18 protein-coding genes are annotated in these 15,865 nt (G+C 54.2%); 5 read left to right on the top strand and 13 right to left on the bottom strand.

The genetic code is table 11. The features are described from left to right. Positions 1–20: 20 nt before the first annotated feature. The 5 genes from accD to pdxB all read right to left on the bottom strand — a co-directional run bounded on the left by accD (position 21) and on the right by pdxB (position 4,822). Positions 21–935 (bottom strand): acetyl-CoA carboxylase, carboxyltransferase subunit beta, encoded by a 915-nt coding sequence (gene accD / locus J4613_RS17285; RefSeq protein ID WP_000118383.1) that lies wholly within the window; start codon positions 933–935, stop codon positions 21–23. 149 nt (positions 936–1,084) lie between these two features. Then, complete coding sequence (locus J4613_RS17280) at positions 1,085–1,744, bottom strand: DedA family protein (protein ID WP_000364318.1); 660 nt, start codon at positions 1,742–1,744, stop codon at positions 1,085–1,087. A 48-nt stretch (positions 1,745–1,792) separates the two neighbouring features. Further along, a complete protein-coding gene (gene truA / locus J4613_RS17275; protein ID WP_000016631.1) occupies positions 1,793–2,605 on the bottom strand; it encodes a tRNA pseudouridine(38-40) synthase TruA in 813 nt (270 codons plus the stop codon). Beyond that, complete coding sequence (locus tag J4613_RS17270) at positions 2,605–3,618, bottom strand: aspartate-semialdehyde dehydrogenase (RefSeq protein ID WP_111742276.1); 1,014 nt, start codon at positions 3,616–3,618, stop codon at positions 2,605–2,607. The genes truA and J4613_RS17270 overlap by 1 nt, the downstream gene beginning before the upstream one ends. 67 nt (positions 3,619–3,685) lie before the next feature. Next, entirely contained in the window at positions 3,686–4,822 is a 1,137-nt protein-coding gene (gene pdxB, locus J4613_RS17265; protein WP_111742275.1) for a 4-phosphoerythronate dehydrogenase PdxB, read from the bottom strand. 103 nt (positions 4,823–4,925) lie between these two features. Between pdxB and flk the strand changes: the two genes are divergently transcribed. After that, positions 4,926–5,927: a flagella biosynthesis regulator Flk gene (flk, locus tag J4613_RS17260; RefSeq protein ID WP_000553397.1), complete on the top strand. Its 1,002-nt coding sequence runs from the start codon at positions 4,926–4,928 to the stop codon at positions 5,925–5,927. Here the strand turns inward: flk and J4613_RS17255 are convergent. Together J4613_RS17255 and J4613_RS17250 are read right to left on the bottom strand one after the other, a co-directional pair. Beyond that, positions 5,924–7,102, bottom strand: a complete 1,179-nt coding sequence (locus tag J4613_RS17255; protein ID WP_000127721.1) for an MFS transporter — start codon at positions 7,100–7,102, stop codon at positions 5,924–5,926. The genes flk and J4613_RS17255 overlap by 4 nt on opposite strands. 179 nt (positions 7,103–7,281) lie before the next feature. Then, positions 7,282–7,656, bottom strand: coding sequence for a hypothetical protein (locus tag J4613_RS17250; RefSeq protein WP_001051261.1), 375 nt, complete (start codon positions 7,654–7,656; stop codon positions 7,282–7,284). A 172-nt stretch (positions 7,657–7,828) separates the two neighbouring features. Here J4613_RS17250 and J4613_RS17245 point away from each other — a divergent pair, with 172 nt between their 5' ends. The 3 genes from J4613_RS17245 (at position 7,829) to J4613_RS17235 (ending at position 9,132) form a co-directional block, all read left to right on the top strand. Then, complete coding sequence (locus tag J4613_RS17245) at positions 7,829–8,077, top strand: transcriptional regulator (RefSeq protein WP_023193935.1); 249 nt, start codon at positions 7,829–7,831, stop codon at positions 8,075–8,077. Between the two features lie 168 nt (positions 8,078–8,245). Next, complete coding sequence (locus tag J4613_RS17240; protein WP_000118258.1) at positions 8,246–8,614, top strand: NlpC/P60 family protein; 369 nt, start codon at positions 8,246–8,248, stop codon at positions 8,612–8,614. Then, positions 8,614–9,132 (top strand): YbjP/YqhG family protein, encoded by a 519-nt coding sequence (locus tag J4613_RS17235; protein WP_000847535.1) that lies wholly within the window; start codon positions 8,614–8,616, stop codon positions 9,130–9,132. Before J4613_RS17240 ends, J4613_RS17235 begins: the two co-directional genes overlap by 1 nt. A gap of 66 nt (positions 9,133–9,198) precedes the next feature. Here J4613_RS17235 and J4613_RS17230 read toward each other — a convergent pair whose 3' ends face one another. After that, positions 9,199–9,855: a type II CAAX endopeptidase family protein gene (locus tag J4613_RS17230; protein ID WP_001142900.1), complete on the bottom strand. Its 657-nt coding sequence runs from the start codon at positions 9,853–9,855 to the stop codon at positions 9,199–9,201. A gap of 97 nt (positions 9,856–9,952) precedes the next feature. After that, entirely contained in the window at positions 9,953–11,167 is a 1,215-nt protein-coding gene (gene fabB, locus J4613_RS17225; protein WP_000817159.1) for a beta-ketoacyl-ACP synthase I, read from the bottom strand. A 159-nt stretch (positions 11,168–11,326) separates the two neighbouring features. Between fabB and mnmC the strand changes: the two genes are divergently transcribed. After that, positions 11,327–13,327, top strand: a complete 2,001-nt coding sequence (mnmC, locus tag J4613_RS17220; RefSeq protein ID WP_000816085.1) for a bifunctional tRNA (5-methylaminomethyl-2-thiouridine)(34)-methyltransferase MnmD/FAD-dependent 5-carboxymethylaminomethyl-2-thiouridine(34) oxidoreductase MnmC — start codon at positions 11,327–11,329, stop codon at positions 13,325–13,327. A gap of 47 nt (positions 13,328–13,374) precedes the next feature. On the opposite strand, the gene J4613_RS17215 is transcribed toward mnmC, so the two are convergent. From J4613_RS17215 to mepA, 4 genes are read right to left on the bottom strand one after another with little or no spacing between them, the layout of a single operon-like run. Next, entirely contained in the window at positions 13,375–13,650 is a 276-nt protein-coding gene (locus tag J4613_RS17215; protein WP_000559749.1) for a YfcL family protein, read from the bottom strand. 32 nt (positions 13,651–13,682) lie between these two features. Then, on the bottom strand, positions 13,683–14,231 hold the full coding sequence (locus J4613_RS17210; RefSeq protein WP_001089211.1) for an elongation factor P hydroxylase: 549 nt from the start codon (positions 14,229–14,231) through the stop codon (positions 13,683–13,685). Next, entirely contained in the window at positions 14,231–15,040 is an 810-nt protein-coding gene (locus J4613_RS17205) for a sulfite exporter TauE/SafE family protein (RefSeq protein ID WP_000368599.1), read from the bottom strand. The genes J4613_RS17210 and J4613_RS17205 overlap by 1 nt, the downstream gene beginning before the upstream one ends. Further along, on the bottom strand, positions 15,040–15,864 hold the full coding sequence (mepA, locus tag J4613_RS17200) for a penicillin-insensitive murein endopeptidase (RefSeq protein WP_000750429.1): 825 nt from the start codon (positions 15,862–15,864) through the stop codon (positions 15,040–15,042). Before mepA ends, J4613_RS17205 begins: the two co-directional genes overlap by 1 nt. Position 15,865 lies beyond the last annotated feature (1 nt).

Here is a 15,865-nt window from a genome sequence, read left to right as displayed (position 1 = left end):
GGCCCTGCCCTTTTCAGTTATCAGGCCTCAGACTCCTGATCCGGCGCCGGAGGCACCACCACGCCTTCACGCGGGGCGTCCGGGTTCGGCGCGGGCAGATTCATCAGCTTCGCCAGAATGCTCGCCAGCTTCAGGCGCATTTCCGGGCGGCGGACGATCATATCAATAGCGCCTTTTTCGATCAGGAACTCACTGCGCTGGAATCCTGGCGGGAGCTTCTCACGAACGGTTTGTTCGATAACACGCGGGCCGGCGAAGCCAATCAGGGCTTTTGGCTCGGCGATGTTGAGATCGCCCAGCATCGCAAAACTGGCGGAAACGCCGCCCATTGTCGGATCGGTCAATACCGAAATGTAGGGCAGACCACGTTCCTGCATTTTCGCCAGCGCAGCAGAGGTTTTCGCCATCTGCATCAGCGACATCAACGCTTCTTGCATACGCGCGCCGCCGGAAGCAGAGAAACACACTAACGGACAGTTGTCTTCCAGCGCCTGTTCAACGGCGCGAACGAAGCGTGCGCCAACGACAGACCCCATTGAGCCGCCCATGAACGCGAATTCAAACGCAGCGGCGACAACCGGCATACCGTGAAGCGTCCCTTTCATGACCACCAGCGCGTCTTTCTCGCCGGTTTCTTTCTGCGCGGACGCCAGTCTGTCTTTATATTTTTTGGAGTCGCGGAACTTGAGCACGTCTTTCGGCTCCAGCTCGCTACCCAACTCCACAAGGGAACCTTCATCTAACAGGCTATGCAGGCGATTGCGCGCCGACATGCGCATATGATGGTCACACTTAGGACAGACCTCAAGATTACGTTCCAGCTCAGCGCGGTATAAAACCTGACCGCAGCTATCACACTTGGTCCACACCCCTTCAGGAATGCTAGCCTTGCGGGTGGGAGTAATGTTGCTTTTAATTCGTTCAATCCAGCTCATTGGTGACCTTTCTGCCTGAACCTTAGTCAGCTTTATTATAAGGGGCGCATAATGCCATTTTTGCCCCCAACAGACCATGAATGTTGCACATTAAAACATAACAGCCCGAAACTTTGGATAAAAAAGTGGTCGAACCGCTGAGTTACTTTCTATTTTGCGGCACGCGACGCAGCGCGCTTATGCCGGACAATCTCAATGACGCCAGGTAATATCGAAACCACGATAATCCCCACAATCAGCAGCTTAAGGTTATCCTGAATCAACGGTATCGTACCGAAGAAATAACCGGCGTAGGTAAAGAGCAGCACCCACAGCAGCGCGCCGATGACGTTATAAGCGGCAAAATGCCGATAGGACATGTGCCCCATCCCTGCCACAAACGGCGCAAAGGTTCTGACGATCGGCACGAAGCGAGCGAGAATGATAGTTTTACCGCCGTGTTTTTCATAAAACTGGTGGGTTTTATCCAGATAACTGCGGCGGAAAATTTTCGAATTCGGATTACTGAACAGTTTTTCGCCGAACAGTCGACCAATCGTGTAATTTACCGCATCGCCGACAATTGCGGCGATCAGCATTAACGCCACCATGACATGCACATTGAGATCGTTGGTTTCCAGCGAAGCCAGCGCCCCGGCGACAAACAGCAGCGAGTCGCCCGGCAGGAACGGCGTGACGACCAGGCCGGTTTCACAAAACAGAATCAAAAACAAAATAGCGTACACCCAGACGCCGTACTCCGCGACCAGCTCCGCCAGATGCACATCGATGTGCAGAATAAAATCAATAATAAAGTAGATCAGGTCCATATTTGTCTTTGCCTTTCTACCCGACACGTTTCGGGTGTGCGATTCGGATTAGTCCGCCAGAAATAGCGGGCCCATTGGCGGTTTTGGAAGGTCAAACCGGTCAGGGTAATCCACCGCAACCAAATATAGCCCTTCCGCCTTCGCCGTTGCCGCCGCCAGCGTTCTGTCCCTGGCCGCTAACAGCTCTGCGATCCAGCTCTCCGGCTGGTTGTGAGCGCCTACTTCCAGCAGGCTGCCGACAATATTCCTGACCATATGATGAACAAAGGCATTCGCTTTGATATCGACCACCACATAAGGGCCGTGGCGGGTAACGTTGATGTGCATCACATTACGCCACGGCGTGCGCGACTGGCACTGCACCGCGCGAAACGAGGTAAAATCATTTTCGCCAAGCAGACACTGCGCCGCGCGATGCATCCGCTCTGCATCCAGCGGCTCATAGTAATGCGTCACGCCTTTTGCTAACACCGCAGGACGCAGTCGATGATTGTAGATGATATAGCGATAACGGCGAGCCGTAGCGCTAAATCGCGCGTGAAAATCATCCGGTACAGTTTTCACCCAGCGCACGGCAATGTCACCAGGCAAATTCGCATTTACCCCCAGCGTCCATGCCGCATCTTTGCGCAATGCGGTCGTTTCGAAATGGACAACCTGCCCGGTGCCGTGAACGCCGGCATCGGTACGCCCGGCGCAGAACACGTTAATAGGTTCATTTGCCACCTGCGAGAGCGCTTTTTCCAGCTTTTCCTGCACGCTGCGCACTTCATTCTGACGCTGCCAGCCATAATACTTGCTGCCGTCGTACTCAATACCCAGCGCAATTTTATAGACCGGCGATGATTGCTGTCCGGACATCAGTACAGATACTCCTGCACCAGCTTCTCCGCAATTTTAACGGCCATCAGCGCGCCGCCGAAACGCACGTTGTCCGCCACTGACCAGAACTGAATTTGTTCCGGCATACCGTAATCATTATGCACACAGCCAATAGAAAGCTGTGGATTGCCGGAAGCGTCGCCCACCTGCGTCGGGTAATCCGTCTCTTCTGACAGTATGATATCTTCACCGCGGGAAAACGCCTCGCGCGCCTCTTCCGCCGCCAGCGGACGGAGCGCTTCAAAGCTCACCATCTGCGCATGGCCATAGAACACCGGCGACTGCACGACACTGGCGGAGATCATCACGCCATCGTCCTGCAAAATTTTACGCACTTCATCGACGATACGACGTTCCTGGCGCACGCTGCCTTCCCGATCCGGCAGCAGCGGCAGCATATTGAACGCCAACTGGCGGCCAAAGAAATCATCTTCATCAATAGGTATGCCGTTAAGCAGCTTCGCACTCTGTCCGGCCAGCGCATCGACCGCTTTTTTCCCCTGTGCGGACGCTGATAACATACTGATGACGGCGATGCGCGACAGTCCCCCCTGATCGATTAACGGCTTGAGCGCCGCCAGCAGTTGACTGGTCAGACTATCGGCGACCGCAATCACGTTACGGTTACGGTAATCCGCCAGTACATACGGGTTAACTTCCGGCACGACCAGCGGCACATCAGGCTCCAGCGCGAACAGACCGCTGGAATCTATCACCAGGCAACCTGCATTGGTCGCGTCGTCTATCCAGGCAGCCGATGCCTCTGCGCCGGCAACGAAAAACGCCAACTGCGCCTGCGTCCAGTCAAAGTCCGCCGCATCCTGGACAATGACCGACTTGCCACCAAAACGGAGGTGCTCGCCCGCGCTTTCATGACGCGCCAACGCATAAATTTCACCGACCGGGAACTGGCGTTCAGCCAGTGTTTCAAGCAGGGCTTCGCCTACGGCGCCCGTTGCGCCCAGAATGGCAATGTTCCAGCCTTCAGACATGGTGATTTACTCCAGAAATACATAAGCGTCCCTGTCGCATTATTCGACAGGGAGCATTAAGAAGACATTAATGTGCCGGGTGATGAACAGCGTTAAAACCTAGCTTACACAGCAAGGCGGCTGCCGTTTCGTCGTCACACATCACGTATAAAGACGACCATTCACGGCGCTCAAGATAATTTTTACGCAATTTATCAAATTCACCCGGAATTCCAGCGACTTTACGCAGCGGCGCATCATCGCGGCGCACATCATACACCAAATGCGCCAGTCTTTTCAGCGTCGGTTGATCCAGCGGGCCATGAAGCGTAATACGACCAAACTCAGGCGCAGGCAGTAATGTCTCCAGCGCGACATGCTGCTCGCGGCCAATAAACGCGCTATACGCCTCAAAGACCTGGGTGGTGCCGCGCGCTTTGCCTTCCAGCGTATAGCCGGCAATATGCGACGTGCCGATATCCACGGCTTCCAGTAGCGCGACGTTAAGATCCGGTTCGCCCTCCCACACATCAAGCACCACGCTCAGCGGCTGCCCGGCATTGAGTCGCGCCAGCAATGCGGCGTTATCCACCACCGGGCCGCGGCAGGCGTTAATGAGAATGGCGCCGGGTTTCAGTCGACGGATCAGCGTCTCATCGGCCAGATGCAGCGTTTTGTACGGTCCGTCTTTATAGAGCGGCGTATGGAAAGTCAGGACATCCGCTTCCTGCACCAGCTCATCCAGCGTACGAAAATCACCCTCGTCCCCGCGTGCGGCGCGTGGCGGATCGCACAGCAACGTGCGGATACCCAACGCTTCAAGCCTGGTCTGTAGCCGGCTTCCGACGTTACCCACGCCGACAATCCCTATAGTGCGATCGCGTAACGAAAAGCCGTCACGTTCGGCCAGCATCAACAGCGCGGAAAACACATACTCCACCACGGCGATAGCATTACAGCCGGGCGCGGCTGAAAAACCGATGCCCGCCTGCTTCAGCCATGCCTCATCCACATGATCGGTGCCTGCCGTAGCAGTACCAACGAAGTTAATCGGCGTGCCACTCAGCAGCGATTCATTCACTTTCGTGACCGAACGCACCATTAACGCATCGGCATGGTTCAATTCTTCAACGGGGATCGGGCGACCCGGCACTGCCTTTACCTCACCCAGGCGGCTAAATAATTCGTGGGCGTAAGGCATATTTTCATCAACGAGAATTTTCACGACTGTCGTACCTGTTTGAGAACGAGAGTTAACCGGACAAGTGTGCCATAATCTGGCCGCCAGGCATATATTGCTCAGATTTATGGTTAAAGGATAATTAATTATGCATCCCATCTCCGGCGCCCCTGCACAGCCTCCAGGCGAAGGGCGTAATCCTCTTTCCGCTGCGAGCGAGCAGCCGCTTTCCATGCAACAGCGTACGGTACTGGAAAGGCTGATCACGCGCCTGATTTCACTGACCCAGCAGCAAAGCGCGGAAGTATGGGCCGGAATGAAACACGATCTGGGGATAAAAAATGACGCGCCGCTACTGTCGCGCCACTTCCCCGCCGCTGAACAGAATCTTACCCAGCGTCTGGGCGTAGCGCAGCAAAATCACGCCAATCGTCAGGTGCTTTCACAGCTAACAGAGCTGCTTGGCGTCGGGAATAATCGTCAGGCCGTCAGCGATTTTATCCGTCAGCAATACGGTCAAACCGCGCTTAGCCAGCTTACGCCCGATCAACTCAAAAACGTGCTGACGCTCCTGCAACAGGGGCAGCTTTCCATTCCGCAGCCGCAGCAACGTCCGGCAACGGATCGGCCATTATTGCCTGCTGAACATAATACGTTGAATCAGTTGGTGACGAAGCTGGCGGCCGCGACCGGCGAGTCAAACAAACTTATCTGGCAATCAATGCTGGAACTCTCCGGCGTGAAAAGCGGCGAGCTCATTCCGGCAAAACAGTTTACCCATCTGGCAACATGGCTACAGGCGCGGCAGACGCTGTCACTACAACACGCGCCTACGCTACATACGCTGCAAGCTGCGTTAAAACAACCGCTGGAACCGGACGAACTCACAGCGATCAAAGAGTATGCCCAACACACCTATCAAATTCAGCCGCAAACGGTGCTGACCACCGCCCAGGTGCAGGATTTACTTAACCATATTTTCCTGCGTCGCGTAGAGCGGGAGACTGATGAGCTGGAACCGCTCTCTATTCAACCCATCTACCGCCCGTTTGCGCCGATGATTGAAACCGTGAAAAATCTGTCTGCGCGGCCAGGCCTGTTGTTTATCGCGCTAATAATTGTACTGGCGCTTTTCTGGCTGGTTTCTTAACCACGCCGGAACGATAATATCGTCACCAGGATGCCAACCACAGCGGAGATCGCTCCCGCGAGGAATACGGAAGGATAGCCGTATGACGTGGCCAGCATGCCCGCCAGCGGGCCGGTAACGCCGTAGGAGATATCCTGAAACGCGGCGTAGCCGCCGAGCGCCGTACCGCGTACCTGTGCAGGTACGCGTTTCACAACCTCCACGCCCAGCGCCGGGAAAATCAGTGAACACCCTGCCCCGGTGAGCGCCGCGCCTACCAGCGCTATCCAGGCCGTCGGCGCCAGCCACAAGAGCAGCAACCCTGCCGTCTCAACCAGCAATGAGACAACGGCGACCTTCACGCCGCCAAAGCGGTCCGGCATCCAACCGAACAATATGCGCATCAGTACAAACGCACCGCCAAACGCGGTCAGGGTGAATCCCGCCATCGTCCAGCCATTGCTGACAAAATAAAGTGAAATAAACGTACCGATGACGGCAAAGCCCACGCCCTGCAATGCCAGGCCCAGGCCCGGTTTCCAGATAAGCCCGACCACGCTCCACAGTGAAGGTCGCTCCCCCGTATACGCAGGCACTTTACGCACGGTGCCGTTGAATGCCCAGGCCAGCAGCGGTAAAACCATCGTCGTCCCCGCCAGCGCCGCGAAGCCAAAGTGGCTATGGATCAGCAAGCCCAACGGCGCACCGGCCGCCAGCGCGCCGTAAATCGCCATCCCGTTCCACGACATCACCTTACCGGAACGCGTTGGGCCAACCAGCCCCAGTCCCCAGGTCAGGGTTCCGGTCAGCAGCTGGCTTTCGCCAAATCCGAGGATCAAACGCCCGACAATAAGCAGCGCGAATTTTATCGGCGCGGAAACCGGCAACAGCGCGGCCAGGAGCCAGGCGGCGCCCGCCAGCCCGCAGGCAAACATCCCCTGTAACGCCGATCGTTTAGCGCCATATTGATCCGCCAGCCGTCCGGCATAGCCGCGCGTCAGTACCGTCGCAAAAAACTGAATGCCCACGGCGATCCCAACCATCGTATTGCTATAGCCCAGTTCGTGATGGACAAAAAGCGGGATGACGGGTAACGGCAGCCCGACCGTCATATAGGTCAGGAAAACCGCAAAGGCGATGCGGAACAGCGAAAAATTCGCAGACGGGGTCGTTGTTTTTTGGCTAACTGCTGTCATGCATTACTCCAGAATGCAGAGTAAGGCGGGGAAAGGCCACGCCCCCCTCTACCTGAACGTCAGGATTAAGGTGCGTTGGATAACGTTAAACGCTTACGCATTATCGGAAGGATAATGTAGAAAGTGAAGTCTGCCTGTGAGACGCGAAACTTGTCAACCTTGAAATTGCAGCCAGGGTATCAACGTGGCGGCGTGTCATCAAACAGAAAGGGAAAGACCGCTTTCATCCCTCTCACCTTAAACCGTCCGGTCACCTGCTTGCGCTGTTCTGGCGTCAGTAACCTGAACATCATCTCCCAGATATCTTCAGGCTCCGCTTCCTGTAAGGAAATGGGTTCTGGCGTCGGTTCCTCTCCGCTGTCGTCCAGATAACGATGAACATAGAGAGGGAAAACAGATATATGAAACTCCTCGGCCTTTGATTTAACACGCTTACGCCTGACCCCCGCTTTCCCTTCACTGTACTTATATAAACGTTCGCGAACCGCAGGCTCGCTTCCCGGAAACCCCGGTAAGCCAAGACATTCCTTAACCGTGAACCATTCCTTTGCCATCGGTTTCTTTCCTTTCCCCTGATGAAATAAAAATATTTCTTCTTTTTCGCGAAATTTTGCTTTCTTTCTGGCACTATTCTCAGAGTGAAAAAGAAAGTAACTTTCTTTTTCTCGCGCTAATTTTTACCTTAAAAATATCGGTGCCGATAACACATCTTCTTAGGATTACAGAATGGAACCAAAAAGCCAAGACTGGCATCGTGCAGATATTAAAAGTGCACTTGAAAAAAGAGGTATTACGCTCAGAGATCTTTCTCGTCAGGCCGGTTTATCACCTGATTCACTGCGCAATGTCTTTACCCGTTCCTGGCCGAGAGCTGAACGAATTATTGCGGAAGCGCTGGGCATCACGCCGCAGGAAATCTGGCCGTCGCGCTATGATGATATGCAAATAAAAAATGATGCCGATATCGCAGAATAATAGTTAATGCTGAATAAATTAGCCCTAACTTATCAATCTCAACAATTAATAAATATTTAAACTTATTCTATTGAAAATAGTAATAGCACTATCTGTCATGCTTCCCGAATCAAATACTGTTAAAGCATTACGTCATTGCTATTACGTATTTTATTAACAGGAATCATTATGAGTTGGGATAAAAGAGTGGCGGTTAATTATGCCAAAACGCATGCAGGTTCTCATTCTCAAGGCCGGTGTGCGGAATTTACCCGAAAGGCAATTCAGGCGGGCGGTATCACGCTGGGGCATACGTATCATGCGAAAGATTATGGCCCAATGTTAAGAAGCGCCGGATTCACCGCTATTGGTACCTATGAAATGCCGCGCGAGGGTGACGTCATCATTATTCAACCTTACGCTGGCGGAAACCCGAGCGGTCACATGGCGATATACGATGGCACAGAGTGGTATTCAGATTTTAAACAACGCGATATGTGGGCCGGCCCGGGCTACCGGGCAGCCAGGCCCTCATATACCATCTACAGGAAGAATTAATGAAAACGTTCTCCCTTGTCGCGCTTATCCTGTTGCTTTGTAGTTGCTCTGCGCCTCATCACGACAGTACGCAGGCCGTGAAGCAGTTCTATACCTCATGGATGACGACGTTCACGAACGATGTGAATCCCCCTGACGACACCACCGCCTTAATGCAACGTTACGTTGCTAAAGAGGTTATTCTTCGCCTGGCGCTAATACAGTCCCTTTATGAACAGGAGATTGTGGGGGCAGATTATTTTATGTATGCGCAGGACTATGCGCCAGAGTGGATTCCACAGTTACGGGTTGGGAAGGCACACCCTTTCCTCGGCGGAGAAAAAGTGGATGTTCTGTTGGGCACAGAGTCAACGCCCATCCACCTGGAAGTTTATACCCGTTGGGAAGAGGGACGCTGGAAAATTTACCGCGTTCGGGATGCTGACAGGGGTTATGAACAGCCGATTTATGACGCAGGCGCCATCACCCAGGCTGAGGCCTGGTCAGCAAAAGTCGCGCCGGAATATAAGAAGCATTAAAAAAGGGAATCGCCATCGGTCTCTTGTTCGTACCGGAGAGGTTAAAGCGCCTATTTCATCAGGCTCTTATTCCGTCGCTGAAAACAGTAAGCCGAAAACAACCCAGGCATTATTTAAAATATGAAGTGTTATCGGTATCATTAGCCCACGGCTTCTCATTCGAACAACGCATAATATCGATGAAAAAACAAACAGATAAACAAAAGTCACCGCAAAGAGATATTGTGTATGCATAAATGCAAAAGCGAGTGAAGTAATAATAATACCGGAAGCTCTTGAGTACCGACCCCAACCGATACTGCTGTTTAATAAAAACCCTCTGAATATAATTTCCTCCGCCACAGGAGCCAGAAAGCACATCGCCAGCGTGTTAAGAAATTTATGAAGAAAAAATTGCCTTGATAACTCGGCCATCCAGGGTTCCGGGCCACTAAAAGCATTGTAGAGAACGGTAAGGCACACCAGGGCCAGCGCCGGAACAAAACACTCCACGAATGATAAGCGACCCAATGATAAAAACGGGTAATACTTTGAATAAATACTCCAGGCGGCAATCGCATAGACAAAAACAATACTATATATAAAAGGCGCAGCCAGACCTCCCAAATAAAGCCAGGCATAGGAAGGCGAAAATGAGGCAAAAACAAAAATGCCGAACAAACCAAATAAAACAGCCACACAACTCAAACTATGCCTAATTTTATCTAATGTATTAGTTGGCATTTATATAATATCCATATAATTTGTTGTTCCCTGAATGAAAAAACAGGTCGCATTAGCGACCTATTTCATTGTTGATACTACAACGTAATAGTCAGGCTTACAACTTACGCATCACCAGCGTGGCGTTGGTGCCGCCAAAACCGAAGCTGTTAGACATTACGGTAGTCAGTTCACGCTCGGTCGTTTCGGTCACGATGTCCAGACCCGCAGCCTGCTCATCCAGCTCTTCGATGTTGATACTCGGCGCGATAAAACCGTGCTCCAGCATCAGCAGAGAGTAGATAGCTTCCTGCACGCCTGCGGCACCCAGCGAGTGGCCGGTCATCGCTTTGGTTGCAGAAATTGCCGGGCTGTTATCGCCAAACACTTCACGGATTGCACCCAGTTCTTTCACGTCGCCTACCGGAGTAGAGGTACCGTGAGAGTTCAGGTAGTCGATCGGCGTGTCTACGCCGTGCATCGCCATCTGCATGCAACGTACTGCGCCTTCACCAGACGGAGCAACCATGTCTGCGCCGTCGGATGTTGCGCCGTAACCGACGATTTCCGCATAGATATGCGCGCCGCGCGCCAGAGCGTGCTCCAGCTCTTCGACAACAACCATACCGCCACCGCCTGCGATGACAAACCCATCACGGTGCGCATCATAGGTACGGGACGCTTTTTCAGGCGTATCGTTATATTTGGTGGACAGTGCGCCCATCGCATCGAACTCACAGGCCATTTCCCAGCACAGCTCTTCGCCGCCGCCAGCAAAAACGATGTCCTGTTTGCCCAGTTGGATCTGTTCAACCGCATTGCCGATACAGTGTGCGGAGGTCGCGCAAGCGGAGCTAATGGAGTAGTTCACGCCATAAATTTTAAACGGCGTAGCGAGGCAGGCGGAAACGCCGGATGCCATTGCTTTCGTCACCACATACGGGCCCACGGCTTTCAGACCACGCGGGCTACGCATGGCGTCTGCGCCAAAGACCTGGAATTTCGGGGAGCCGCCGCCGGAACCTGCAATCAGGCCGACACGCGGGTTATTCTGATAGACTTCCGGCGCCAGACCGGCGTCGGCCACTGCCTGCTCCATAGACAGATAAGCATAGATGGAGGCGTCGCTCATAAAGCGCACGACTTTGCGGTCAATGAGGCCAGTGGTATCCAGTTTTACGTTGCCCCATACCTGGCTACGCATGCCGGCGTCCTTCAGCTCCTGAGAGAAAGTGATCCCTGAACGTCCTTCACGCAGAGATGCCAGGACTTCCTGCTGGTTATTACCGATGCTGGAAACGATGCCCAGGCCAGTAATCACTGCACGTTTCATTCAATACCTCTGTAATTCGCACTATTTTTAAGTTTCGATTGGCACAATAGCGTACACTTGTACGCCGAACAAGTCCGATCAGCCATTTAGTACGGAAATTTGCGCCATCAGGCACACATCGTTAAGATCGCGATACCGCCCGTCAGACGAGTAACTTACGTGAAACAATACGCCATACAACCCGCCACACTCGAATTTAACGCTGAGGGTACACCTGTTTCCCGAGATTTTGATGATGTCTATTTTTCTAATGACAATGGACTCGAAGAGACACGCTACGTTTTTCTTGGCGGCAATCGTCTTGCGGAGCGATTTCCCGTACATTCACATCCATTATTTATAGTCGCGGAAAGCGGTTTTGGCACCGGACTCAACTTCCTGACGCTGTGGCAGGCGTTTGACAGCTTTCGTTCTGCGCACCCACAGGCGACGCTGCAAAGGTTACATTTCATCAGTTTTGAGAAATTCCCGTTAACGCGCGACGATCTGGCGCTGGCGCACCAACACTGGCCGGAGCTCGCGCCCTGGGCAGAGCAGCTGCAGGCGCAATGGCCGCTGCCGCTCCCGGGGTGCCACCGCCTATTGCTGGATCGGGGCCGGGTGACACTGGATTTGTGGTTTGGCGATATTAATGAATTGACCGACCAACTGGACGCCACGCTGAATCAAACAGTCGACGCCTGGTTCCTCGACGGTTTTGCCCCGGCGAAAAATCCGGATATGTGGACGCCAAACCTGTTTAACGCGATGGCGCGGCTGGCGCGGCCCGGCGCAACGCTGGCGACGTTTACCTCGGCGGGCTTCGTTCGTCGGGGATTACAGGAAGCCGGTTTTACCATGCAAAAACGCAAAGGCTTCGGACGTAAACGCGAGATGCTTTGCGGAGTGATGGAACAACACCTCATGCCGACCCTTTCCGCGCCCTGGTTTTACCGCAGCGGAAGCGAAAAACGTGAAACGGCGATCATTGGCGGCGGCATCGCCAGCGCGCTGTTATCACTGGCGTTACTGCGTCGCGGCTGGCAGGTGACGCTCTATTGCGCGGACGACCAGCCCGCCCAGGGCGCCTCCGGTAATCGACAGGGTGCGCTTTATCCACTCCTTAGCAAACATGACGCCGCCATTAATCGCTTTTTCCCGACCGCATTCACCTTTGCCCGTCGCCTGTATGATGCCCTGCCCGTCTCTTTTGATCATGACTGGTGCGGCGTGACACAGCTCGGATGGGATGAGAAAAGCCAGCAGAAAATTGCCCAGATGCTGTCCCTGGCGCTGCCCGCCGAACTGGCCTCGGCGCTCAATGCCGAAGAGGCGGAACAGGCGGTTGGCGTGACGACACGCTGCGGAGGAATTACCTATCCGGCAGGCGGCTGGCTATGCCCGGAACAATTAACTCGCGCAGTCATCGCACTGGCGACCGAACAGGGTTTACAAACGCGCTTTCGCCATACGCTCACGTCGCTCGTTGCGCAGGAGTCGCGCTGGCAACTGCGCTTTATGTCAGGTGAAACCGCCAGCCATGAGACCGTCGTCCTGGCGAACGGCCATCAGATTAACCGTTTTGATCAGACCCGGCCGCTGCCGGTGTATGCCGTCGGGGGGCAGGTCAGTCATATTCCCACCACCCCCGCTCTCTCGGCGTTGCGTCAGGTGTTATGCTACGACGGCTATCTGACGCCGCAAAATCCGCATAATCAGCAGCACTGTATTGGCGCCAGCTATCACCGGGGCGACGAAAGCACCGTCTGGCGCGAAGAAGATCAGCGTCAGAACCGACAGCGTCTGCTTGACTGTTTTCCGGATGCGAAATGGGCCACAGAGGTTGACGTTAGCGGCAACAGCGCCCGTTGCGGCGTGCGTTGCGCCACCCGCGACCATCTGCCGATGGTGGGCAATGTCCCGGATTACCACGCCACGCTGACGCATTACGCCGATTTAGCCGATAATAAAACATCGGCGGCGCCTGCGCCTGTGTATCCGGGTTTATTTATGCTCGGCGCGCTGGGATCGCGCGGTTTGTGCTCAGCGCCATTATGCGCAGAAATTCTGGCGGCGCAGATGAGTAACGAGCCGATTCCACTGGATGCCAGTACGCTGGCGGCGTTAAATCCGAATCGGTTATGGGTGAGAAAGTTATTGAAGGGAAAAGCGGTGAAGTAATGGGTCAATAACGGAAGGCGGCAAGCGTCGCCTTCCGGCCCACGGCGTTATTGTTTTGCCTTGTCGAACAAATTGTCCCACATCGCTTTGACTAACGCCTGATCGCGCGGCGACAGTTCGCCGGCGCCGATCGCTTTTTCCAGACTTTGGCTAACGTTGGCATAGACCGCCTCAACGGAGTGGTCATCACCGCTCTCCAGCTCGGCAATGGCTAACGTCAGGTGGCCACGCAGGTATCCACTGGCAAAAAGCTCATCGTCGCTGGCGTGCTCTACCATATCGTCAATTAATGCCAGAATGCGTGATTCAAACTCCGCGATCATCTTCTTTCCTCATTGTAAACGTGGCGCTGGCTTTAATTAAGCGCTTCCGGCCACGGGAACTGTTCCGCCTTAAGTTCGGGCGTGTGATAGTAATTCTGTAGCGCTTTGATGAAGCGGGCCGGACGTTCAGGAATGCCCTGCTCCAGATACGCCATTACCTGCGCATGAACCCGGCGCTGAAACGCCACGCGATCCGGTTCAATATCGCCTTCCAGATTGTCGCAACTGACGTTAAAGGGATACCCCGCCGCCACGCAAAACAACCAGTCGAAAGCCTGTGGCTTCACCTCAACGTCTTCAAATTGACTTTGGGTCTGCGCGTCGCGTCCGTCCGGGCAGTACCAGTAACCAAAGTCGACCAGTTCGCGGCGCGCCTTACCGGCGATACACCAGTGAGAAATCTCATGCAGCGCGCTGGCGTAAAACCCATGCGCAAAGACGATACGGTGGTACGGTACCTGCGCGTCAGCAGGAAGATAGATCGGTTCGTCGTCGCCTTTAATCAGACGGGTATTAAATTCTTCGGCAAAGCAGCCGTTAAAAATCTCAATTAATTGTTCGTAATGGTGCGTACTGTTCATTAATTCATCCCCAACCAGTGGAGGATCTCCTGTCCGTGGCTATCATAAAGTAACCTGGCGCTCATCACCGCCGAGACAATAACGATCATCGGTCTGATAAGCTTTTGGCCTTTGCTCAACACCAGACGCGACCCCATTCGCGCCCCTAAAAACTGACCAACCAGCATCACGAAGCCCGTCGCCCAGATCACTTTGCCGCCGATGATAAATAACAGCAGGCCGCCAACGTTGGAGGTAGCGTTAAGCACTTTGGCATGTGCCGTGGATTTCGCCAGGTTATAGCCACATAAGGTGACAAACGCCAGAGCGTAAAACGACCCGGCGGCAGGCCCGAAAAAGCCGTCGTAAAAACCGACGCATCCCCCGGCTATCAGCGCGAACGGTAATCCATACAGGCGGCGCTGGCGATCTTCCTCCCCCAGCTTCGGCATCAATAAAAAATAGAGGCCGATGAAAATCACCAGGATGGGCAAGATCTGGCGCAAAATATCCGCCTGCACGTGCTGCACCAGCAGCGCGCCGCTCATCGAGCCAATGAACGTCATCAGAATATTGAGCTTTTGCTCGGCCAGGTTTACCACTTTACGGCGAATAAAATAGAGCGAAGACGAGAGGGAGCCGCCGCACGCCTGTAATTTATTGGTCGCCAACGCGTTTGCCGGCGACATCCCGGCGGCCATCAGAGCAGGGATAGTGAGCAGCCCTCCGCCTCCGGCGATAGAATCGATAAATCCTGCCAGTACGGCGACAAAAAACAGCACCACCAGCAGCAGCGGGGAGACCATAAACAGATCATAAAAATTGTCCATCAGAGTACATGCTCATCCAGTAGCGCCTGGCAGGAAGGCGGCAACGGCGGCGGTGTCTTCTTCTCAGGCTTTGTGGTGCCAGGTTTTGGCGGTTCGAACCAGCTTTGCAGTTCAGCGCCGCATCCATCGCCCGGCGGGGGTAAAGGTTGATCTTCGCACTCCAGGCTGTCGGCAGGGCAGCGTAAACGCACGTGCATATGCGCGCGATGCTGGAACCAGGGGCGTACTTTACGTAGCCAGTCACGATCGCTTCCGGCATCGAGGCAAAGCTGTTGTTTAATAGCCGGATTGACGAAAATACGGGTGACGTCATTGTCTTGTGCCGCCAGTTTGATCAGACTGGCGATATCCGACGACCAGCGCGACGGCACGACATGTTTACCGTCGCGGGACACCAGATCTAACGCCTGCGGGCGCAATAGCTGCGCCTGGCTCCAGCGCGTTTTCGGCAACTGCAAGAAAATATCCACATCAAGCCCGGTCTGATGACTGGCGTGTCCGCCATTAAAGCGGCCTCCGGCAGGCATCCCCATGTCGCCTATCAGGACGGTTCCGAGCCCCCGTTGCTGCGCCTGATGACTCAACCGCTGGATAAACATGACCAGATCCGGGTGGCCGAAATAACGGCGCTGATCGGTGCGCATCACCTGATAATTATCGGACTGTACCGGCAACGTGTCGGCGCCAATGATGCATCCGTTGGCAAAGCTACCGATAGACTGGGCGGCGCCGGGGACAGGATGGGTTATTTTCTGCCACGGCGTCGCCGCCAGGCTGGCGCTACTGACAAACCATGCCAGCAGCGCAATCGCGGTTTTTTTCATT

This window comes from Salmonella sp. 32020114201800008SM, assembly GCF_017572025.1.
GTDB lineage: Bacteria > Pseudomonadota > Gammaproteobacteria > Enterobacterales > Enterobacteriaceae > Salmonella > Salmonella enterica.
The sequence above is the reverse complement of the archived record's forward strand: the minus strand, read 5'-3'. Positions and strand labels throughout refer to the sequence as shown.

Excerpts from the sequence above, each read along its gene's own strand:
- J4613_RS17235 (WP_000847535.1), top strand. The coding sequence starts at position 8,614 with ATGAAAACGTTCTCCCTTGTCGCGCTTATCCTGTTGCTTTGTAGTTGC.
- J4613_RS17245 (WP_023193935.1), top strand. The coding sequence starts at position 7,829 with ATGGAACCAAAAAGCCAAGACTGGCATCGTGCAGATATTAAAAGTGCA.
- J4613_RS17270 (WP_111742276.1), bottom strand. The coding sequence starts at position 3,618 with ATGTCTGAAGGCTGGAACATTGCCATTCTGGGCGCAACGGGCGCCGTA.
- J4613_RS17215 (WP_000559749.1), bottom strand. The coding sequence starts at position 13,650 with ATGATCGCGGAGTTTGAATCACGCATTCTGGCATTAATTGACGATATG.
- J4613_RS17280 (WP_000364318.1), bottom strand. The coding sequence starts at position 1,744 with ATGGACCTGATCTACTTTATTATTGATTTTATTCTGCACATCGATGTG.
- J4613_RS17240 (WP_000118258.1), top strand. The coding sequence starts at position 8,246 with ATGAGTTGGGATAAAAGAGTGGCGGTTAATTATGCCAAAACGCATGCA.
- flk (WP_000553397.1), top strand. The coding sequence starts at position 4,926 with ATGCATCCCATCTCCGGCGCCCCTGCACAGCCTCCAGGCGAAGGGCGT.
- J4613_RS17250 (WP_001051261.1), bottom strand. The coding sequence starts at position 7,656 with ATGGCAAAGGAATGGTTCACGGTTAAGGAATGTCTTGGCTTACCGGGG.
- mepA (WP_000750429.1), bottom strand. The coding sequence starts at position 15,864 with ATGAAAAAAACCGCGATTGCGCTGCTGGCATGGTTTGTCAGTAGCGCC.
- J4613_RS17230 (WP_001142900.1), bottom strand. The coding sequence starts at position 9,855 with ATGCCAACTAATACATTAGATAAAATTAGGCATAGTTTGAGTTGTGTG.
- J4613_RS17205 (WP_000368599.1), bottom strand. The coding sequence starts at position 15,040 with ATGGACAATTTTTATGATCTGTTTATGGTCTCCCCGCTGCTGCTGGTG.
- J4613_RS17210 (WP_001089211.1), bottom strand. The coding sequence starts at position 14,231 with ATGAACAGTACGCACCATTACGAACAATTAATTGAGATTTTTAACGGC.
- truA (WP_000016631.1), bottom strand. The coding sequence starts at position 2,605 with ATGTCCGGACAGCAATCATCGCCGGTCTATAAAATTGCGCTGGGTATT.
- J4613_RS17255 (WP_000127721.1), bottom strand. The coding sequence starts at position 7,102 with ATGACAGCAGTTAGCCAAAAAACAACGACCCCGTCTGCGAATTTTTCG.
- accD (WP_000118383.1), bottom strand. The coding sequence starts at position 935 with ATGAGCTGGATTGAACGAATTAAAAGCAACATTACTCCCACCCGCAAG.
- fabB (WP_000817159.1), bottom strand. The coding sequence starts at position 11,167 with ATGAAACGTGCAGTGATTACTGGCCTGGGCATCGTTTCCAGCATCGGT.